General features: G+C 60.2%; 20 protein-coding genes. 10 read left to right on the top strand and 10 right to left on the bottom strand.

What is annotated here, in order from left to right; translation table 11 throughout:
- The first annotated feature begins 4 nt into the window (after positions 1-4).
- Both BUS06_RS26605 and BUS06_RS26600 read left to right on the top strand, forming a co-directional pair.
- Positions 5-433, top strand: coding sequence for a DUF3331 domain-containing protein (locus BUS06_RS26605; RefSeq protein WP_074267383.1), 429 nt, complete (start codon positions 5-7; stop codon positions 431-433).
- A 339-nt stretch (positions 434-772) separates the two neighbouring features.
- On the top strand, positions 773-1,168 hold the full coding sequence (locus tag BUS06_RS26600; RefSeq protein ID WP_254368967.1) for a hypothetical protein: 396 nt from the start codon (positions 773-775) through the stop codon (positions 1,166-1,168).
- A gap of 532 nt (positions 1,169-1,700) precedes the next feature.
- On the opposite strand, the gene BUS06_RS26595 is transcribed toward BUS06_RS26600, so the two are convergent.
- The 5 genes from BUS06_RS26595 to BUS06_RS26575 form a co-directional block, all read right to left on the bottom strand.
- Positions 1,701-4,448, bottom strand: a complete 2,748-nt coding sequence (locus tag BUS06_RS26595) for a bifunctional diguanylate cyclase/phosphodiesterase (protein WP_074267381.1) — start codon at positions 4,446-4,448, stop codon at positions 1,701-1,703.
- Positions 4,445-5,239: a substrate-binding periplasmic protein gene (locus tag BUS06_RS26590; protein ID WP_074267380.1), complete on the bottom strand. Its 795-nt coding sequence runs from the start codon at positions 5,237-5,239 to the stop codon at positions 4,445-4,447. Before BUS06_RS26590 ends, BUS06_RS26595 begins: the two co-directional genes overlap by 4 nt.
- Before the next feature lie 253 nt (positions 5,240-5,492).
- Entirely contained in the window at positions 5,493-6,362 is an 870-nt protein-coding gene (locus tag BUS06_RS26585) for a MurR/RpiR family transcriptional regulator (protein ID WP_074267379.1), read from the bottom strand.
- A 74-nt stretch (positions 6,363-6,436) separates the two neighbouring features.
- Complete coding sequence (locus tag BUS06_RS26580; protein WP_074267378.1) at positions 6,437-7,513, bottom strand: ABC transporter ATP-binding protein; 1,077 nt, start codon at positions 7,511-7,513, stop codon at positions 6,437-6,439.
- A gap of 57 nt (positions 7,514-7,570) precedes the next feature.
- On the bottom strand, positions 7,571-8,344 hold the full coding sequence (locus BUS06_RS26575) for an SDR family oxidoreductase (protein ID WP_074267377.1): 774 nt from the start codon (positions 8,342-8,344) through the stop codon (positions 7,571-7,573).
- Positions 8,345-8,684: 340 nt separating this feature from the next.
- Here BUS06_RS26575 and BUS06_RS26570 point away from each other — a divergent pair, with 340 nt between their 5' ends.
- The 4 genes from BUS06_RS26570 to BUS06_RS26555 all read left to right on the top strand — a co-directional run bounded on the left by BUS06_RS26570 (position 8,685) and on the right by BUS06_RS26555 (position 12,677).
- Positions 8,685-9,917, top strand: coding sequence for an ABC transporter substrate-binding protein (locus BUS06_RS26570; protein WP_074267376.1), 1,233 nt, complete (start codon positions 8,685-8,687; stop codon positions 9,915-9,917).
- Between the two features lie 145 nt (positions 9,918-10,062).
- Entirely contained in the window at positions 10,063-10,953 is an 891-nt protein-coding gene (locus BUS06_RS26565) for a carbohydrate ABC transporter permease (RefSeq protein WP_074267375.1), read from the top strand.
- Complete coding sequence (locus BUS06_RS26560) at positions 10,950-11,795, top strand: carbohydrate ABC transporter permease (RefSeq protein ID WP_074267374.1); 846 nt, start codon at positions 10,950-10,952, stop codon at positions 11,793-11,795. The genes BUS06_RS26565 and BUS06_RS26560 overlap by 4 nt, the downstream gene beginning before the upstream one ends.
- A gap of 81 nt (positions 11,796-11,876) precedes the next feature.
- The gene (locus BUS06_RS26555) at positions 11,877-12,677 is read left to right on the top strand and encodes a hypothetical protein (protein WP_074267373.1); all 801 of its coding nucleotides are present in this window, start codon (positions 11,877-11,879) and stop codon (positions 12,675-12,677) included.
- A 43-nt stretch (positions 12,678-12,720) separates the two neighbouring features.
- On the opposite strand, the gene BUS06_RS26550 is transcribed toward BUS06_RS26555, so the two are convergent.
- Positions 12,721-13,008, bottom strand: coding sequence for a DUF1330 domain-containing protein (locus BUS06_RS26550; RefSeq protein WP_074267372.1), 288 nt, complete (start codon positions 13,006-13,008; stop codon positions 12,721-12,723).
- Between the two features lie 74 nt (positions 13,009-13,082).
- Positions 13,083-14,069, bottom strand: a complete 987-nt coding sequence (locus BUS06_RS26545) for a chemotaxis protein (RefSeq protein WP_074267371.1) — start codon at positions 14,067-14,069, stop codon at positions 13,083-13,085.
- Between the two features lie 314 nt (positions 14,070-14,383).
- On the opposite strand from BUS06_RS26545, the gene BUS06_RS26540 reads away from it, so the two are divergent.
- Positions 14,384-14,770 carry a hypothetical protein gene (locus BUS06_RS26540; RefSeq protein ID WP_074267370.1) on the top strand — a complete coding sequence of 129 codons (387 nt, stop codon included), beginning with the start codon at positions 14,384-14,386 and terminating at the stop codon, positions 14,768-14,770.
- 109 nt (positions 14,771-14,879) lie between these two features.
- Positions 14,880-15,299: a secondary thiamine-phosphate synthase enzyme YjbQ gene (locus BUS06_RS26535; RefSeq protein WP_074267369.1), complete on the top strand. Its 420-nt coding sequence runs from the start codon at positions 14,880-14,882 to the stop codon at positions 15,297-15,299.
- 27 nt (positions 15,300-15,326) lie between these two features.
- Here BUS06_RS26535 and BUS06_RS26530 read toward each other — a convergent pair whose 3' ends face one another.
- Positions 15,327-16,730 (bottom strand): DHA2 family efflux MFS transporter permease subunit, encoded by a 1,404-nt coding sequence (locus BUS06_RS26530; protein WP_074267368.1) that lies wholly within the window; start codon positions 16,728-16,730, stop codon positions 15,327-15,329.
- Positions 16,727-17,155 carry a MarR family winged helix-turn-helix transcriptional regulator gene (locus BUS06_RS26525; protein WP_074267367.1) on the bottom strand — a complete coding sequence of 143 codons (429 nt, stop codon included), beginning with the start codon at positions 17,153-17,155 and terminating at the stop codon, positions 16,727-16,729. Before BUS06_RS26525 ends, BUS06_RS26530 begins: the two co-directional genes overlap by 4 nt.
- 278 nt (positions 17,156-17,433) lie before the next feature.
- Here BUS06_RS26525 and BUS06_RS26520 point away from each other — a divergent pair, with 278 nt between their 5' ends.
- Positions 17,434-18,333 (top strand): LysR family transcriptional regulator, encoded by a 900-nt coding sequence (locus tag BUS06_RS26520; protein WP_074267366.1) that lies wholly within the window; start codon positions 17,434-17,436, stop codon positions 18,331-18,333.
- A 3-nt stretch (positions 18,334-18,336) separates the two neighbouring features.
- Here the strand turns inward: BUS06_RS26520 and BUS06_RS37550 are convergent, their stop codons facing one another.
- Positions 18,337-18,540, bottom strand: coding sequence for a hypothetical protein (locus tag BUS06_RS37550; RefSeq protein ID WP_143787656.1), 204 nt, complete (start codon positions 18,538-18,540; stop codon positions 18,337-18,339).
- A 34-nt stretch (positions 18,541-18,574) separates the two neighbouring features.
- On the opposite strand from BUS06_RS37550, the gene BUS06_RS26515 reads away from it, so the two are divergent.
- Positions 18,575-18,961 (top strand): VOC family protein, encoded by a 387-nt coding sequence (locus tag BUS06_RS26515; RefSeq protein ID WP_074267365.1) that lies wholly within the window; start codon positions 18,575-18,577, stop codon positions 18,959-18,961.
- The last annotated feature ends 32 nt before the right edge of the window (positions 18,962-18,993 follow it).

The following is an 18,993-nucleotide window of genomic DNA, read 5'->3' as shown; positions in this document are numbered from 1 at the left end:
AACCATGAAAGACAGTGCAGACGATCAACGGTGGCAGCAAGTGCTGGCCTTGTTGGCACCCGTGTCGCCGCTTGCGGTCGTCAGGGCCGCCGAGGCCCGTTGGGCCTTGGCGGCGGCGGACCGGCGACGTCAGGATTCCGTACGAAACTCCACACGGATCGAGATCCTCGAGCGCATATCTCCGACCTCCATCGTGGTGGCTCTCGCAGACGCGACATCAGGCAGATATGGCGACCAGACCTGGACTTTGCGCGTCGCCCGCCGCAAAGGCGTTTGTTCGCTGAGCGGCGAGACGTTCCTGGCGGGCGACCCCGTCTATCGCGCAAACGTGCGGCGGCGCAACATGGCGATTGCCCGCCAGGCGATATCCGCAGCCGCCATTGCTCGCCTCGAGGCTGGCATGTCCTCTCCGAACCCGAAAGGTTCGTGGTAACCCGAACCCGGTCCAACCCTGGGTAGAAAAGCGTCCCAAAGGGGGATAGATTGCTGACTAGAATAATCGTGTTCTAACGAACGACAGGAGACGTGCGGGAGATGTCAGGCCACGCACGCGCCGGACTGAATGGAGCCTGAAATGGTGCGCACAGATCTGGCAGTACTCGTAGGCGTCGCGATTCTCGCGTTAGTCAGCCTGCTTGCGTGTGGCTTTTACGTGCACCGGTGTAGCGATCGCTACCGCAGTCGCAACCGGAAACGGCGCTCAGGGGCGCCAATCAAAGTTAGGCCTGCGATCCAGCGCATTGACGATTTGCGCGCGAAAGCGGAGGCCACCATGGGCACCCAGCTCAGCCATCGTTGCAAAACCTCGCTGTATCGCGTGATATCCGGGCACGGGCGTGACGAAAGCATCGTGTTCCTGATGGCCGACAGCCGCATCGCCGCGCAAAAGGAAGCCATTGCCGCGCTGGCCGCAATCCATTGCATTGCTCCCCACGATGTCTCTCTCCACGGCCTTGCCTCATTTCGTGACCTGATAGACGGCGGCGTTAGCGAGGATGAGGACCTGCGCATATTCGAGGTTGCCTGGGAGGGTGCAAGCGTCACCGTTTGGGCCGAACATCCGCTGTTCCTGACCGACGATCCCAGCCTGCTTGGCAAGTGGGCCGAGCTGTATGGAGATCTTGCGCGAGAGCTGGCTACAACTGCGATCGAACGGGCGCGCAGCTAACGATACGGCACACGGTGTACGCACCACCCACCGGCAGGATCGGTGGGCCGGCGTTGACCCACACAGCTCCCGACAATCGGGGCGCAGCCTGCAGGCTGCGCCCCGATCTTCATACGCCATCTGAAAGTCGATCCATACGGCATCTTCAGGATTGCCTGGTTTCCAGAATTATCAGGCTTCGTTCCTGCGCCTGATCGCCCATGGCGTTGCCATATCCCCGCCTGCTCAACCTGGAAGAATCTACGCACACCCGATCTCGCGCGCAGTCAGGTATTTATTACCCATCACCAGGGTTTGACCCAGAAATTTTTGCTTGCTTAGAAAATACAGCCGGGAGTACATTTTTTCCTGCAGTACGGCTGTATCCGTTGGAACCTGAGAGCCTATAAAAAAGCCGCGACATAAAATAACGATGCGCGGTTACGCAGTAAAAACGGTCCGCACCCGGAATCCGGGCGCGGACCGTTTCTATCTCCTCCGTCGTCTCCTACGTTCGTGAATGGGGCTGTCAACGCACGAACGCGTCAGTAGCCTACTCGGCCACACATTGCCGGGCTTCGAGCGTGCTCAAAAACTCTTCGAAGCTTTCGATCGGAAGCGGCCGGCAGAAGTAGTACCCCTGATACGCGTGACATCCTGCTCCGGCGAGGAAGTCACGCTGCGCCTCGGTCTCCACGCCTTCGGCAATCACCCCGAGGCCGAGGCTCTGTGCAAGCGCGATGATGGCGCGGGCAATCACGGCGTCGTTCGGATCGACCAGCACATCGCGCACGAATGAGCGGTCGATCTTCAACTGATCCAATGGCAGACGCTTCAAATAGGACAACGATGAATAGCCAATGCCAAAGTCGTCGAGCGAGAACTCCACGCCTTTCGCCTTGAGCGCCGCCATCTTCTGGATAATGTCCTGCGCGTTGTCGACCAGCACGCTCTCGGTCAACTCAAGCTTCAACCTGTCTGGCCTCGCGCGGGTGCGGGCAATGATGGTCAAAACCTTGTCCACGAAATCAGGTTCGCGGAACTGCTGGACACTGACGTTCACTGCAATCGTGAGATGTTCCATGTCCGCACGCGTGGCCCATTGCGCCAGTTGCATGCAGGCCGCCTCCATGACCCAGCTTCCGAGGGCAAGGATCAGACCGGTTTCCTCCGCCAACGGAATGAACTCGGCAGGCGGGACGATACCGCGCGTGGGATGCTGCCAGCGCACCAGCGCTTCCGCACCCGTTACGCGTGTGCCGTCGACCTGAGCCTGGTAGTGCAGCAGGAACTGATTGGCCTCGATCGCATTGCGCAACCCGGCTTCCAGCGCGGCCCGCTCCAACACGACGGTCTGCATGTCCGGATCGAAGAAACACACCGCATTGCGACCCTTTTCCTTGGACTTGTACATTGCGAGGTCTGCCTGCTTCAGCAGTTCGTCGATGCACGTCTGATGTCCCTTGAACACGGTGGCGCCGATGCTCGCGGTACTGCGATATTCAATGTCTCCAAGTTGATACGGACTACCGAGGACAGCGAGAATTTTTTCGCCCAGCGTTTCGGTCTGGGTGGCGGCTTCCTCCCGATTCTCGTGCAGGCTCCCCACCACCACCACGAACTCGTCGCCCCCTACGCGGGCCACTGTGTCGTTCTCAAGTACGCTCGCGGCCAGGCGTTGCGCGACTTGCTGCAGCAGCAAGTCGCCTTTGTCGTGGCCCAGGGTGTCGTTTAGCGTCTTGAAGTGATCCAGATCGATAAAGAGCAAGGCGCCGCACGTGTCACTCCGCGCGCTCGCGGTAATCGCCTGCTTCAGGCGGTCCAGCAGCAAGGTCCGGTTAGGCAAGCGGGTCAGCGCGTCGAAGAACGCCAGTTCCTTGATTCGCTCTTCCGCGATCTTGCGCTCGGTAATGTCGTGATGCGTGCCGACATAGTGACTGATAGCCCCATCGTCGCCTCTCACCGAGGAGATCGTCAGCCACTTCGGGTAGATTTCGCCATTCTTGCGACGGTCCCAGACTTCCCCTTGCCATGCGCCGTCACACTGAATCGCTTCCCACATCGCGCGGAAGAACGCTTCGTCGTGACGACCCGACTGAAATACGCGCGGCGTCTGGCCCACAATTTCCTCGGGTGTGTAGCCCGTGCACGCGGTGAACGCCGAGTTCACGCGCAGAATTTTGGCGTCGGCGTCGGTGATCATCATCGGCTCCTGCGAGTCGAACGCAACCGCGGCGATGCGAAGCTCGGCCTCGTTGTCACGCAGTTCTTTCGTCATCGCCGAGGCGAGCCGCATCGCGCGACCGCGGCCGGTCATGATGAGCCAGGTGAGGACGGTCAGCATCAGGCTAAGGCCCGTCCCGATAGCGGCAATCAGCAGGGCTGTGTTGCGGCCGAAGCGGGCATTGAAATCGTCCTGGGCGCTCATCGAAAGCGTCCAGTCGTGACCGTCGACGACGAGATATTCGTTGGCCGAAATATCCGTGGGCAAATGATGGCCGCCCGCATCGGCTGTCTTATACACCAGCGTCGCGGCCGAAGGCTCGATGCCATCGTAGATCGCGATGGTCAGCCCGGGAGGCTGCTCGCCGTACAAACTGGCGATCACATCGCGCATGCGGAACGAAGCATAGACCCAGCCGATCAGGTGAGCGCGGCGCTGGGCAACGCTGTCCTGCGACTGCCCGGGTGCGTAGATCGGCAGGTACAGGACGAATCCGGGGCGAGGCGTGGCCTCGGAATCCACCGAGAGGCGAACCTTCCCTGAGATCGCCGCCATGCCGGAATCGCGCGCCCGCTCCATGGCGCGGCGCCGCGCCGGGTCGGTCCAGCCATCGAAGCCAGGCGGCGCGCGATTGAGGCCAATATAAGGCTCACGCTGGATGATAGGCGCGTAGTTTTCGCGCGAACCGTCAGGCTGGATCGTATAGTCGGGCAGGCCCTGTTGGCGCATGGCGGCGATGTGGTCGGCCTTTTGCGCCGCCGGCACCCACGTGACGATGCCAATGGCCTGAATGCCCGAGAAGTTGGCGTCGAGATCAAGCGTGCTGACGTAATCGTGGAAGCGCTCGCGGTCCACCGTGCCGGTCGCGCTGAACAGACTCTGCACGCCGCGCAGCAACAGCTCATACGTGCCCATTCGCTGTTCGATCCGGCTGACAGCGTCGCCCAGCGAGAAGTCGAACTGAGTAAGCAGTTCATGGCGCGCAGCTTGCCGCTCATGGTCCCAAAGTGCCCACGTCACACTGAGTGAAGTGGACAAGACCAGGAGTGGCAGCAGGATAAGGCGCGTCCAGCTCACGGCGGCGTCTGGAAGTCGACCATCGAATCGGCGAGGTCAGGTTTGAAATACTTCTGGAAGATCCGCCGTACGGTGCCGTCCGCACGCATTTCATTTACCAGCGCCCGCCATTTCTCCCGCTCGGCCGGCGACAGCGACCTCTTCGACATGATCACGCCGTGCGGTACGGCGGGATCGTTGAACTCCACGATAGTGGTCACATCGCGAATTTTCGTTTCATCGATAGCGGGGTAATCGAAGGGCTCGATAATCATCCCCTGGATTTGCCCCAGAAGCAGCGCCTTATACAGCGGGTCCAGGCCGCCGGCCTGGCTAACGCGGTTTTCCGCCGTCAGATCGTCAACCAGCCGGTTGGCCGATTCGCTATAGCGGAAGCTGCGGATAACGCCGAGCTGAAACTGGTCGTTGTGCTCGAAATCGCTTAACTGGCGAATGCCGGCATCCTTGCGCACCAGCAAATAGTATTTGTCGCTGAAGTACCAGGCGAAATCCGCGTACTGATTACGCTCGTCATTGGCAATCCCGGACAGGCTGAAATCGAGCGCGCCAGATTCGATCAGCTTCCAGATGCGCGCGCGCGACATCAGGCTGACTCTGATCTGGCAACCGCTGCGACGGATCAGCTCGTCGGCGAAGTCCTTGTCGATGCCCGTGTCGGTGTCAACCGAATAGAGCAGACCGTGATCGTGCAACGCCAGCGTAAACGAACGGGAACAGGTCGGACCAGCCGCCATTGCGCTGCCAAGGCAACTCAATGCGAGCAGCAGACCCCCGAGGCCGCGTCGAATCACAGCGTCTCCATGTGAAGGTGACCAGGATACCGCCTTCAATTCCGTCGAAAACGACTCCGCCTTCGGATTTTGCCGTCCCCGTCGCATTGAGAGCAATTGATTAAATGCGGATTTTTTCGGATGCCAGCTTACACCTATCCGCTCGAATCGCTAAAAGATTCAATCCAAAAGCGCTCCGTACGCATTAACGGCAGCGCCTGGCGATTCTTGAGGGTAATGGGAAAGAAAGCGGGAAAGAAAGCGGCGAACGCCGCTAGGACGATTCACCCGCTGCAGGTTCGGGCTCATTCGACAGGCGTGCCTTGGCATGGCGCATCTTTTCGAGGGTCTTGGGCCCAAGCTTGAGGGCCACGCCGATAGCCAGCGCATCCATGATGCACAGATGCACGAGCCGCGATACGCCCGGCGTGTGTGGATCGATCGCGCTCGGCACGCGCAGCAGCAGTGGAATGTCGACGAGCCACGCAAGCCGCGAGCCGACATTGGTCAGCGCGATGGTCGTGGCGCCGCGCTCCTTGGCGATCTGAATGCTTTCGTTCACCTCGATGCTGCGCCCCGAGTGCGAAATTGCGAAGGCCACGTCCCCGGGTTCGAGAAGCCCCGCATAAAGGCGTTGCAGATGACCGTCGACGAAAGCGCTGGCGGCGATGTCGAGTCGCAGGAAGCGCAGTGCCGCATCCTGGGCCACCAGTCCCGAGCCTGATCCTACGCCGAAGAAATACACGCGACGCGCGCTGGCCAGGCTCGCAATCGCCGCTTCGACTACCACCGGATCGAGCGCCTCGCGCGCGTGCGTGATGCCGTCGACCGCCGCTTCGCCGACCTTGTCGAGCAAGGTCTTGATGTCGTCATCCCGTGCGACGGCTGTGGACGCATACGGCAAACCGCCCGCCACGCTCTGCGCCAGTTGCATCTTGAAGTCGCGCAGGCCATTCGCGCCGACCGCGCGGCAAAAGCGCGTGACCGAAGGCTCGGACACGTCCGCGCGCTGGGCGAGCTCGGTAATGCTCGCGCGCATGGCGAAGTCGACGTCGCTCAGCACCATGTCGGCGACCTTGCGCTCGGCTGGCCGTAACTCGGTCAACGCACCGCGAATGTGGGGAATCAGGTTGGGAGCGGACACCCGTGTGTTTCCTTATGGGTTCAAGGTCTGGAATCCGCGCTTCGTACAACTCAAAACGGCGGCCACACGCGATTTCAGTCGAGCCTGCGTCCACTCTCCGTATCGAACAGGTGAATGTGTCCAGCCGGCAAGCGTAGCGCCACGCGCTGACCAGGCTCGATGGTCGAGCGCTGGCGCGTCGTCACGCACCACGTGCTGCCGCCTATTTTCCCGTACAAGTGGGTCTCGGCGCCAGTTGGCTCGACCACTTCGACCTCCATGGAGACGCCTTCCGGCGGCGCCACGACATCAATGTGCTCGGGTCGAATGCCAAGCGTAACCTTCGCGCCGGTTTTGGCGGAGGACGGAGTCTGCGACAAGGCCACCTCACTGCCGTCCGCCAGTTTCAGCGCGAGACCGCTTGCGCCGCTCGTCAGCACGCCGTCGACGAAATTCATCGAGGGCGAGCCAAGAAAGCTGGCCACGAACAGGTTCGCCGGCCGGTCGTACAGATCCAGCGGCCGGCCGATCTGTTCGATGCGTCCCGCGTTCATCACGACAATCCGGTCGGCCATCGTCATCGCTTCGATCTGATCGTGCGTGACGTAGATGACCGTGTTCTTAAGCCGCTGGTGCAGTGCCTTGATCTCGGTGCGCATCTGTACACGCAGCTTGGCGTCGAGATTCGACAGCGGTTCATCGAACAGAAACAAAGACGGTTCGCGCACCACGGCGCGGCCCATCGCCACACGCTGGCGCTGCCCGCCGGAGAGCGCGCGCGGCAAACGGTCCAGATAGCTGCCAAGGTTGAGCATCTTCGCCGCGGCTTCGATGCGCGGCTTGAAACTGCTGGACGCTTCCTTACGGATGCGTGGGCCGAAGGCGATATTTTCGTAGACCGAAAGATGCGGATACAACGCATAGCTTTGGAACACCATCGAGATATTGCGCTGCTGCGGCGCGAGACTGTTGGCGCGTGTGCCGCCGATCATCAGGTCACCGCCGCTGATCTCTTCGAGTCCGGCCACCATGCGCATCAGCGTGCTCTTGCCGCAACCCGACGGCCCGACCAGCACGACGAATTCGCCGTCGTCGATATTCAGATCGATGCCGTGCACCACCTGCGTGTCGCCGTAACGCTTGAAAATGCCGCTCAGTTGCACTGCTGCCATGCTGTCCTCATCGTCGTCCGGTGCAACCGCAAGGTGCGCGCACCACGTTCATCTGGTTCAAAACGTCTCGAGCGTCAAATCCTCGGCCATCAGCCGGTTACCTGCCATCAGGCCGCCGTCGACCGGCAAAGCCACACCGGTAATCACGCGCGCCATCGGCGAGGCGAGAAACTGCACCGCGTCGGCGATGTCGTCCGGCGTTGCGAAGTCGCGCAACGGATAGTATTTCTTCAGGTTCTCGAAGACCTGTGGATTCTTGTCGACGCGCGCCTGCCACGCCTTTGTTTTCACGGTGCCCGGGCAGACGATGTTCGCGCGGATGCCGTATTTGCCCAATTCCAGCGCCAGCGCCTTCGTATAGCTGATCAAGCCGGCTTTCGCGGCGCTGTAGGCCGGGTGACCAAGCGACGCCAGCCCGTTGACCGAGCCGATCAGCACCAGCACGCCCTGCTGGCGCTCGATCATCGAGGCGCGCACGGCTTCCACCGTGTAATACGTGCCATTCAGGTTGAGGTTCACGTCGCGTTGCCAGCTGGCGATGTCGGTGGCAGCCAGCGTTGGCGATTTTGCGCCGCCCGCGTTGGCCACCAGCACGTCGACCGGCCCGCGCAGCTTGACCGCCTGCGCGACCGCCGCCTGCACAGACGCGGGGTCCGCCAGATCGGCCACGACCGGTGTGATTCGGTCTGCGCCCAGCGTGGCGGCAAGCGCATCGAGCGCGGCCGGGTTGAGGTCGAGCGCGAGCACGGCATCGCCCTGCTCGACAAAACGCCGGCACAGCGCGCTACCGATCCCGCCAGCGGCGCCGGTGACCAAAACCACTCGATTCATGTCTTCCCTCACCCTCGGTTGACCGGCGCCAAAAACCCTTCGCACCCTGTAAATTTCCAACACAAACCACTCAAACCGCTTATTCTGAGTGCCTCGGCGGATTCTACGCCCGTCTTCGCACCGCACAAAATACGCCTTCTTTACAGCATCTTAAGCATAAACGGCCCAGATAAAAAATATCGTAGACCCTACGTGACAACATTTTTTAACTCCTGTAGGATTTTTTCAAACAATTTGATAACCCAGCAGCCGGCGACGGCAGCAGACCACCCCCCATCTTCGTTGGATGGGACCGGAGTAAGCGCTAAAGCGTTAACTCCGATCGACACAGGAGAGAGAAATGTCGTTGCAAGCCCGTGCTTCCTTCGCGCTAGGCAAGATTGCCGTAGCGCTCGCGTGTGCAGGTTTGGCCGTCGCGGCACACGCCGACACGGTCCGCGTGACCGTCGCCCATTACAGCGACGCCACCGCACCGTACTTCCAGCAAGTTGCCTCGGACTTCGAAAAGGCCAATCCCGGCACGACCATCAAGATCGAGGACGTGAGCTGGGACACGCTGCAACAGAAACTGCAAACGGACATCACGGGTGGCGCCAACGCCGATCTCGCGATCGTCGGCACACGCTGGCTGCTCGACTTCGTGAAGGACGATGTGGCTGAGCCGCTCGACGGCTACATGGATGCGAGCTTCAAGAACCGCTTCATCGGCCCGTTCCTCGCTCCGGGCGAGATCAACGGCAAGGTGTACGGCCTGCCGATCGCCGCCTCGGCCCGCGCGCTCTACTACAACAAGGATCTGCTGGCCAAGGTCGGTTATCCGAACGGCCCGAAGACCTGGAATGACGTGATCGATGCGTCGAAGAAGCTGAAGGCGCAAGGCATTGCCGGCTTCGGTCTGCAAGGCAAGGAAATCGAAACGGATGTCTACTTTTACTACGCGCTGTGGAGCTACGGCGGCGAAGTGGTGGGCAAGGACGGCAAAGCTGCGTTCAACTCGCCGGCTGGCGTGAAGGCCGCGACGCTGTACAAGACGCTGATCGACGACGGCCTGACTGAACCGGGCGTGACGGGCTATAGCCGTGAAGACGTGCAGAACCTGTTCAAGCAGGGCCGCGTCGCCATGGTGATCTCGGCACCGTTCCTCTCCAAGCAGATCGCCAAGGAAGCGCCGAACCTGAAGTACGGCATCGATCCGATCCCGATGGGCACGACGCACGCCACGTATGCAGTGACGGATTCGATCGTGATGTTCAAGAACTCGAAGGTGAAGAAGAGCGCCTGGAAGTTCCTCGACTATCTGTTCACGAAGGAACCGCGTGTGAAATTCACGAGCACGGAAGGTTTCCTGCCGACCACCAAGGCCGAAGCGACCGACCCGGCGTTCGACAATCCTGATACGAAGGCGTTCATCGCGCTGCTGCCGAGCGCGAAGTTCGCTCCGACCATCACGGGTTGGGAAGATACCGCCAAGGCTGTATCCGACGCCATGCAGTCGATCTACCTTGGCAAGGCCCAGCCGGCCGCTGCGCTTAACGCGGCAGCCGAAAAGGCAAATGAATCGCTTGGCAAGTAATGCCAGGGTAATTTAACAACGTGTCAATGTAGACCGGTGCGCGCCGCTGCTGTCAGCGGCGCGCATTGTGTTGTACCCGGCCCATCCCGTTGCACCGGCCTCGAGGCTGAATCGAGCGTCCGGCGCGACTTACGATCGAGCACGCATGAGCCGTCCTGCTTCCCCGCGCCTGTCGGCGCCCTGGTTGCTGATCGCGCCTAGTTTGATATTGGCGCTGTTTATCATCAGCTATCCGATTTTCAACATCGTGTATCAGTCGCTGCACGATGTTTCGCGTTTTGGCGCCATCCGTGACTTCACCGGGCTGAAGAATTTCTATACCGTCTTTGCCGATCCGGAATTTCTCGGTGCGCTAAGGCGAACCGTCTACTGGACCTTCTTTGTGGTGGGCGGCACCGTGCTGATCTCCGTGCCGGTGGCGCTCGTGCTTAATCAGGATTTCTACGGACGCGGCGTAGCACGCACCATTGTGATGCTGCCGTGGTCCGTGTCGCTGACGATGACCGCCGTCGTGTGGCGTTGGGCCTTCAATGACGACTACGGCATGGTCAACGTCACGCTGCACCGGCTCGGCCTCATCGACGGGCCAATTCACTGGCTCGCTACACCCGAGCTCGCGTTTCCGGTCGAGATCGCCGTGGGGATTCTCGTATCGATTCCGTTCACGGTGACCATCCTGCTGGGCGGTTTGTCATCCGTACCGGGCGATATCTACGAAGCGGCGCGTATCGACGGAGCGAGCGCATGGCAGCAGTTCCGCAAGCTGACGCTGCCGCTGCTCAAACCGTTCGTCAACATGGCGATCCTGCTGAATGTGATCTACGTGTTCAATTCGTTTCCGATCATCTGGGTCATGACGCAAGGCGGCCCCGATGAAAGCACGCACATCCTCGTCACTTACCTATACGAAGTCGGCTTCCGGCTTGGACGTCCGGGTCAGGCGGCAGCGGTGTCGCTGATCATGCTGGTCATGCTGTTCGCGTTTTCGATGCTGTATCTGCGCATGCAGCCGTCAAAAGAAGGAGAGAACGCATGAGCCTCAAGATGAAACGCACGCTGTGGTGCTGGCTCGCGCTCTCTCCGCTGATCGTCCTGGTGCTGTTCCCGTTTGCGATCATGCTGTTTACCGCGCTCAAGCCGGCCAACGAGGTGTTCGTCTATCCGGCGCGCTGGTTGCCGGTGCACTGGCAATGGAGCAACTTCGCGGATATGTGGGAGGCCGCCAACTTCGGCGTGGCGTTGCGCAATAGCGTGGTGATCAGCCTGCTTTCCATGGCGCTCGCGCTGGCGGTCAGCCTGCCCGCGGCCTATGCCCTCGCGCGCTTTCCGTTCAAGGGACGCGGCTTGTACCGGCAGTTCCTGCTCGTCACGCAGATGCTCTCGCCCATCCTGCTGGTGGTCGGCCTGTTCCGCCTCGCCGCCATGATTCCCTACGGCGACGGCAATCTGGTGGACTCGAAGCTGGCGGTCATCGTCTCGTACGCGGCGTTCAACATTGCGTTCGCGGTATGGATGCTGTCGTCATACTTTCAGACCGTGCCGCGCGACCTCGAAGAGTCGGCGTGGCTCGAAGGCTGCGGCAGAGCCAAGGCGGTATTCAAGGTGTTCCTGCCGTTGGCCGTACCAGCTATTGTCGTCACCGCCATCTTTACGTTTATCAACGCGTGGAATGAGTTTGCGGTGGTTTATACGCTGATCCGTTCGCCCGAAAACAAGACGCTCACCGTGCAGGTCACCGATATGGTGGCGGGGAAATACGTCGTCGAATGGCATCTGGTCATGGCCGCGACGCTGTGCGCAACCTTGCCGGTTTCCGTGGTGTTTGCCTGGCTGCAGCGCTATCTGGTCAAAGGACTCGCTTTGGGGGCAGTGAAGTAAATCAGCAAGCTCACGAGGCGCAGACGTCGCCCATTCCGGTCACCGTTACGCTAGACTGCGGTCGTCCCGGAGGGCTTCGTCGTGTCCAACCTGAAATCCCGACTGATTCGCTTCAACGCTGCTTGCGCCCTGCTCTGCTTCGAGGCGCTTGCGCATGCCGCATCCTTGCAGGCCGCCTCCGATGTCAAGGCTGCGAGCCAGGCGCAAGTCTCGCCGCGCGCGGATATTTTCGCGGCGCGGCCTGTTGTCGGCGACGACCCCGGTGCGGTTAGAGATACGCTGGCGACAGGGCGCGTCCATGCGAACTGGCCCACCTTGACCGAGCGTCTACGCGAACTGATTCCTGCCCGCAAGCCGCCGCCCAATCTCGACCTGGCCAAGGTCGGTCTCGATCACGATCTGGTTTTCGTCGTACCGCTGCCGTACGGCGTGCTCTATCGTTCGCAAAACCATTCCCTGACCGTCAAGACTGATCTGGCAAGCGACGACGCGCCGGGCATGATAGTGCTTAAGAAAATAGTCGCCGGGCAAAGCGGACGCGGTCTGGTGGTAGCCCCGGAAGCCAAAGCGAAAGGATTTGTCCAACAGATCGATCTCGTTGAACTCAAGCTCGACGCATCCAGCAAGACCAAGGTGCGCGCGCACCTCACGGTCCCGCAAGCGACCTTCGCCAGTGTCGACGGCGACTTCGCCATTGCGCTGATGTGTGACCTGACGCCGCCCTACCTGAGCGATAAGCGCGAACACAGCGATCCAACCGATGACGAGCCGACCGACATCACGACCCGAACCTCGGTTCTGTACGCCAATATTCGCGCCGTCTGGCTGATCAGCCCGCACACGGGTACGGTGCTAACGAAGAACCTGCATTTGTCGAACTAGCTTGGCAAACTGATTCGGCGCCGCCAGAGCGGCGCCGGTCGCCTCAAACGCCTTCGACGAGAACGGCGCGATATTTCGAGCCTTTGAAGCGGTGCTGCCTGACTTCCTGATACTCAGGACCGTCGTACCAGGCGCGTGCCGCTTCCGTGGTGGGAAACTCGACAATCACGACACCCTCAGGCGCGTCACCCTCGAGCACCTGCTGCGGACCATAGGCAGCAAGGATTTTGATGGGATGCCCCTTGAAGGTTGCGCCCACCTTGCTCTGATAGATGTCGAGTTCGGCCTGATCCTGCGTGCTTTCGCGGGTGAAAACGATATACGTTGCCATGGCATGCGCTCCTGCAGTGGAGTGGAGGTGCCACAGATGATGCCACGAAAGCGCGTGATGGTCCGCCGTGCTGCTCAGGCCGTCTGCACCTGAAGCTCGTCCAGCGACCCCTCGATCGCCTTGCGGATTGCTTGCGCCAGTTCACCGGCCGCGAACTTGGCGATATATCCGTTCGCACCCGCATTCTTCACGTGCGCTTCGTTGGCGGCTCCGGTCAGCGACGAATGAATCACAACCGGAATGTCGCGAGTACGCGCATCGCCCTTGATATGCCGGGTCAGCGTAAAGCCATCCATTTCGGGCATTTCGAGGTCGGTCAGGACGAGGGCGACCTTGTCGCGTGCGCGCAGATTCTGAGCCTGGGCGTCGCGCGCGATCTGCTGCAGCATGTTCCAGGCTTCTTCACCGGTTTTGGCCATGATGTACTCCGCGCCGATCGCACCTAAAGCCTGTTCGATCAGCTTGCGTGCAAAGCCCGAATCATCCGCCGCGAGAATCTTGGCTCCGGGCGGCATGCGCAAGTGTGCGCCGACCGAATTGGGATCGACCGCCGGGTGTTGGGTCGGGAAAACGTCGCGCAAGACCTGCTCGACGTCGATAACCTGAGCGAGCCGCGAATCGCCCGTGTTGCCGTCAATACGCGCAATGCTCGTCACCGACTTGCCGGCAGCGGCGCCCTCGGCCGTCAGCACCTGGTTCCATTCGAGCCGGACGATGTCGTCCACTTCCTCGACCGCAAAAGCCTGCGTAGAGCGCGCAAACTCGGTAACCAGCAGGATGTTCAGGCCGCGCGTCGGCTGACAGCCCATCAGTCGCGGCAGATCGATCACCGGAATGATTTGCCCGCGAATATCCACCGCGCCCATCACAAACTCCGACGCGCCCATAATCGGCGTCACGTTCGGCATGGTCGAAATTTCGCGGATCTTGAAGACGTTGATACCGTATAGCTCGTGGGCATCGCTATCGGGAACCGATCCAAGGCGAAACAGCAGCAATTCGAACTTGTTCGAGCTGGTCAAGCTTGTACGTTCATCGGTCGCGCGCAATTCTGATGCCATTACTGATTCTCCGGGTTCGATTACCGGGCACAGCGCGTTGATGTCGCCCATGACACCGATCGAACGCTCCCGCCTCATAGCTGGTTATCGGCGCACTGCGCACAAAATTCAGCGCAATCAGGGCGTGTTGCGCAGCTTTTCTGCGCTTTAAGGGTTTGCGAGCAACACGCAAACGATTGCGAGCAGGCAATAAACGTTAGACGAAAGCGTTTCGCACGCCGCGTATTCATCAGACGCTGCAAAGTGCAGTCATGAATCTTGCTGCTGCCTTTCGACCCAATGCCCTTCGCAGGGCTCACTAGAGAGTTGACGCCATGAAACTGAAGACGATTGCCCCGTTGGCCGTTTTGCTGCTCTCAACCGCCGCGTGGGCGGCAGATGGGGGCGACGCATGCGGCAGGCTGGTAGGAGCCAGCGGGGCGAACCAGCCGGATGGTGGCTTCCGGCTACGCAGTGGCGAACCTGTTGATTTCGTCGGCGGTGGCAAGACGGTGCACGGCGCGTTACAGGTATTCGTCGACGGGAGCGTGTATCGAGCCTATTGGCAGCCCGACGGCGGCCATGAACTCTATGTGCTCGCGAATGCCGCGGCAAACAGCACCCGTCTGATCTCGACACCGCCGCAAGGACAACCCGCCGGCGCGGGGCAGCCCGGCACCGTGCTCGCCCCGCTGAACGTGGTGTCATGTCCGGCCCTGTAAGCTGCGTGGCATACTCATCGCAGCAGCGGGTGCCGTCGTCTCCTCGCACGATGCGCCCCAGCGCCTACGTCTTCACACTTCGAAAACCGGCCAGGCAGGAGTCGATTCGATGCACCAAGCCATTCGCCATTTGCACGTCAGAGCGCCCGCGCGCGGGCTTGTTGAATTCACCGCGGACGTGCGTGAGTTTGTTCATGAAGCGTCCGTCCAGACCGGCATCCTGACGCTGTTTTGCCGTCACACCTCCGCGTCTCTCCTCGTTCAGGAGAATGCCGATCCATCCGTGCGACGCGATCTGGAAACCTACTTCGGCACACTCGCGCCCGAAGACCTCACCCGCTACGAACACGACACCGAAGGACCCGACGACATGCCCGCGCATCTGCGCACGGCCCTCACCCAGGTGCAGCTTTCCATACCGGTCGAACATGGACGCATGACCTTGGGCACGTGGCAAGGCATCTACCTGTTCGAACATCGACGCCTTCCCCAGACACGCGACATCGTCGCGCACCTCATCGGGGAGTGATGAACGGAACCGTTCGTCGCGTGCGCCTCAAGATTCCGCGGGGCGATGAATCCTTAAGGGCAGGAAGCTTGCCGCGCCCACGGTCATCAAATGAAAACCGGTGAGTACGATAAACACGACAAAAAACCGCTGCGGTTCGGCGTTCGTTGTGGCATGCGTCGTAAGCGACATGACCATGGCCAGCAGGGTGGTCGCAATCGGGGCGCCGAGCCTTTGCGCGATGTTTAACGCTGTATTCGCCAGCGGAATCCTGTCTTTCGGAATCGACGAATAGGCTGCGGTGATTGACGGTATATTGATCGTTCCCTGCCCCGCTCCCGCCGCGAACAGGCTGAGTGCTGCCCATACAGGCGAGAACTGATGCTCGATCATCCATAGGAACGGCAGCATGCCAAGAAAGGCGAGGCCTGCGCCTCCGGCAGAGACCACGCGGCAACCGTACCGGTCCGTCAGGAATCCTACTAGTGGGAACGAACACATCATCCCAACCCCGATTGCTGAGATCAGCCAGCCGGCTTGAGCGGGGGACAACGCGCAACCGGTTATGAGGTAGAGCGGAATGAGAAGCTGCCGTCCAAACATGATCCCATTCGCGCAGAATTGCGTGGCTGCGGCAACCGAAAAAATCCGGTTGCGGAAAATCCTCACGTCGATCAGCGACGCGCTGCCGCGACGTATAGAGTGAAAGAAAAAGCCGCAGAGAAACAGCGCACCCACCACTAACGTGCATTTTCCGAGCGTTATAGACGTGTTCTGCAGGCCATAGATGACGCCTACGAGACCTGGCGAGATCAACAGGAAGCCAGGAAAATCAAACGGCCGCTTGTGCTCTGCCAGCGTATCGCGCGGAAGCAGTCGAACCGCCAGGATGACGCCCAACACGCCAAGCGGCAAGTTGAGGTAAAACAGCCAGGGCCACGTGGCGTGCGCGAGAATCGCCCCGGCCAGCACCGGGCCGACAACCGGCGCGACCAGGATAGGCACGGTGACATAGCCCATTGCACGCGCCATGTTCTTTCCGGCGACGCGCGCAATCATCATTTGCGTCATCGGCGTCAGCACACCTCCCGCCAGTCCTTGAGCGATCCGGGCACAGATCAATTCGTCCATGGTGCGTGCCGCGCCGCAGAGAAGCGAGGCAAGTGTGAATGCGGCAAAGCACGCAAGGTAAATGCGCTTTGCGCCGACGCGGTCGACCAGCCAGCCGTTAAGTGGCAGCATCAGCGCCATCGCGAGCAGATAGCCGCTGATGATCCACTGCGCCGACGCAATCGACGCGTGGAGCGACTGACCGATGGTCGACAACGCTACGTTTACGACAGTCGAATCGACTTGCGTCATGATTGGCGCGATCAATACGACAACCGCGACCCGCCAGACCATTGGATCGATGCGATCCGATGTGTTCGCGCTTCGGGTGGAGCTGCTCATTTTTCCGCCAGCCGTTTGATGATTTCGCCGGCCTTGAAGAGCGTTTCGCGTTCTTCATCATCGAGTGCGTCAATCGCCTGCGACAGCCACATGCGCTTGGCGTCCCCCGTTTTCTTGCGCAACTGGACAGCCTTCTGGGTCAGTTCGATCAATACCTGGCGTCCGTCGGTCGCATGCGGCTTGCGTTTGATCATGCCCATTTCTTCGAGCGACGCCACCGTCGTGCCCATTGACTGGGGTTTCATACCCTCGGCACGCGCAAGATCGGCCGTGGTGGCGGGACCGTCTTTCGCGAGACGTGATACGACCATCGATTCCGTGAACGAAAGCTCGTCGCTATAGGATTCGCTGCGGGTCCGCCGCACCAGCATCCCGATGGCTTGCATAAAGTCGATGATGGCTTGATCGAAAGGCTTTTTAGACATATGTCTCAGGAACGTCTGGATGGAACAATGAGACACAGCATGGACAAAAACAGTCAAGCTTGCAAGGTAAACTTGGAAGATTAACTTCTAATATCGTTGACCACGAAGCCACGATGCCGGTCAGCGCGGCTCAGATTCGCCAACGATCCCGCGTGCCGGATGTCCGAATTTCGAAAGTACTTGACCTAACAACTGAATCGCTCCCCGCTAAAGTCTCTTCTGTATCCAGGGCAAAGCGCTGCCACGCCTGCTCTTAACAGCGACCGGGAGAATGCAAGGTGGACGCACTGAATTCGATGCGGGTCTTCGTCAAAGTTGCGGAATTCAACAGCTTCGCGCGTGCCTCAGAGGCGCTCGATATCGCGGTGCCGAGAACAAGCAGGATCATTTCCGAACTTGAAGACCACCTCGGCACCCGCTTGCTGCAACGAACTACGCGCAAGATGTCGCTGACCGAACCTGGACGCATCTATCTGGAGCGTTGCCGGCAGATTCTCGGCGAGATCGAAGAGACCTATCTGATGCTTTCGGCCAATGCGGTGAGCACTTCTGGGCGAATCCGTGTCGTTGCGCCGGCCCTCTTTGCCCAGCGGAAACTGGCGCCGGTACTCGCCGCTTACCAGCGCGCCTATCCTAACGTCGTCGTCGAATTCGTTCTCGCCGATCGCACGGTCGATCTGATCGAGGAGGAGTTCGATCTCGGGATTCTGCCAGCACGCCGGATCCATGGCATGAGCCAGATCTCGCGCCATCTTACGCATACCGACTTTTACGTCTGCGCAGCGCCCAGTTATATCGATGCGCATGGGTCACCTAAACATCCATTGGATCTGGCCAATCACGCATACCTGGCATTCCGTACTGAACACAGCAACGAAGAAGTCGTTTTCCATGCCGTCGACGGCACGCCTATAGCCGCGCATCCCAAAGCCAGCTTTGTGTGCAACAACATCGGGATGGTGCGTGAAAGCGCATTAGCCGGGATGGGCATCGCCACCCTCTCCGCGTATCTGGTCGAGGACGACATTCGCACTGGACGCCTACAGCGCGTGTTGCCCGAGTATCATCTGGCGGACCGCGAGTTTCGCATCGTTTACTCGACACGCAAGTTCCAGTCGCTCAAAGTCAAGGCGTTCATTGACCTGGCGGTTGAACACTTCCGCGAACGGGATGTCTAGCTCCTACACATAGCCCGCTTGATCGCCTGAAAGGCCGCCCCCTCCAGCACGACCCATCAGACAATTGGCCGAATCGGCATGCAGACCACCGTCTAAAGCGCCACCACCGCTCGCCCTTCCTTCCAGATGAGCCTTTCCTGGAAGGAAAGCCTGCTTGAGAATCCATCGATTATCGCGCTCCGGAAAATGCAGCAGGATGCGAAACATAGCGTTATCGCCCTTGCTTAAGAAGGAGTTTGGTATGCCATTGATCGATCACCTCGATCATCTCGTCCTGACATGTGTCGACCCCGAAGCGACCCGGCATTTCTACACGCAGGTCATGCAGATGGAACTCGAAACCTTCGGCGCAGGCCGTCTGGCGTTCCGGTTCGGCAACCAGAAAATCAATCTCCACGTCCGTGGCGCCGAATTCGAACCCAAGGCGCACGTGCCCGTGCCTGGCGCGCTGGACCTGTGCTTCATCGCCACCGTTCCCCTTGACGACGTTATCCGGCATCTGAACAAGGTGGAATGGCCGATCGTCGAAGGTCCGGTTGAGCGAACCGGCGCTATGCAAAAAATCCGCTCGGTGTACGTGCGAGATCCCGATCTCAACCTGATCGAGATTTCAGAACTCCTGAGCTGATTGGTAATGCCCAGCTCCGCACCCGGCATAAG

The sequence above is a fragment of the Paraburkholderia phenazinium genome, assembly GCF_900141745.1.
Taxonomy (GTDB): Bacteria; Pseudomonadota; Gammaproteobacteria; order Burkholderiales; family Burkholderiaceae; genus Paraburkholderia; species Paraburkholderia phenazinium_B.
Note: the sequence above shows the minus strand (reverse complement) of the source record. Positions and strands in the feature narration are given on the sequence as shown.

Excerpts from the sequence above, each read along its gene's own strand:
- BUS06_RS26605 (WP_074267383.1), top strand. The coding sequence starts at position 5 with ATGAAAGACAGTGCAGACGATCAACGGTGGCAGCAAGTGCTGGCCTTG.
- BUS06_RS26600 (WP_254368967.1), top strand. The coding sequence starts at position 773 with ATGGGCACCCAGCTCAGCCATCGTTGCAAAACCTCGCTGTATCGCGTG.
- BUS06_RS26580 (WP_074267378.1), bottom strand. The coding sequence starts at position 7,513 with ATGGCAGCAGTGCAACTGAGCGGCATTTTCAAGCGTTACGGCGACACG.
- BUS06_RS26575 (WP_074267377.1), bottom strand. The coding sequence starts at position 8,344 with ATGAATCGAGTGGTTTTGGTCACCGGCGCCGCTGGCGGGATCGGTAGC.
- BUS06_RS26570 (WP_074267376.1), top strand. The coding sequence starts at position 8,685 with ATGTCGTTGCAAGCCCGTGCTTCCTTCGCGCTAGGCAAGATTGCCGTA.
- BUS06_RS26565 (WP_074267375.1), top strand. The coding sequence starts at position 10,063 with ATGAGCCGTCCTGCTTCCCCGCGCCTGTCGGCGCCCTGGTTGCTGATC.
- BUS06_RS26560 (WP_074267374.1), top strand. The coding sequence starts at position 10,950 with ATGAGCCTCAAGATGAAACGCACGCTGTGGTGCTGGCTCGCGCTCTCT.
- BUS06_RS26550 (WP_074267372.1), bottom strand. The coding sequence starts at position 13,008 with ATGGCAACGTATATCGTTTTCACCCGCGAAAGCACGCAGGATCAGGCC.
- BUS06_RS26545 (WP_074267371.1), bottom strand. The coding sequence starts at position 14,069 with ATGGCATCAGAATTGCGCGCGACCGATGAACGTACAAGCTTGACCAGC.
- BUS06_RS26540 (WP_074267370.1), top strand. The coding sequence starts at position 14,384 with ATGAAACTGAAGACGATTGCCCCGTTGGCCGTTTTGCTGCTCTCAACC.
- BUS06_RS26535 (WP_074267369.1), top strand. The coding sequence starts at position 14,880 with ATGCACCAAGCCATTCGCCATTTGCACGTCAGAGCGCCCGCGCGCGGG.
- BUS06_RS26530 (WP_074267368.1), bottom strand. The coding sequence starts at position 16,730 with ATGAGCAGCTCCACCCGAAGCGCGAACACATCGGATCGCATCGATCCA.
- BUS06_RS26525 (WP_074267367.1), bottom strand. The coding sequence starts at position 17,155 with ATGTCTAAAAAGCCTTTCGATCAAGCCATCATCGACTTTATGCAAGCC.
- BUS06_RS37550 (WP_143787656.1), bottom strand. The coding sequence starts at position 18,540 with ATGTTTCGCATCCTGCTGCATTTTCCGGAGCGCGATAATCGATGGATT.
- BUS06_RS26515 (WP_074267365.1), top strand. The coding sequence starts at position 18,575 with ATGCCATTGATCGATCACCTCGATCATCTCGTCCTGACATGTGTCGAC.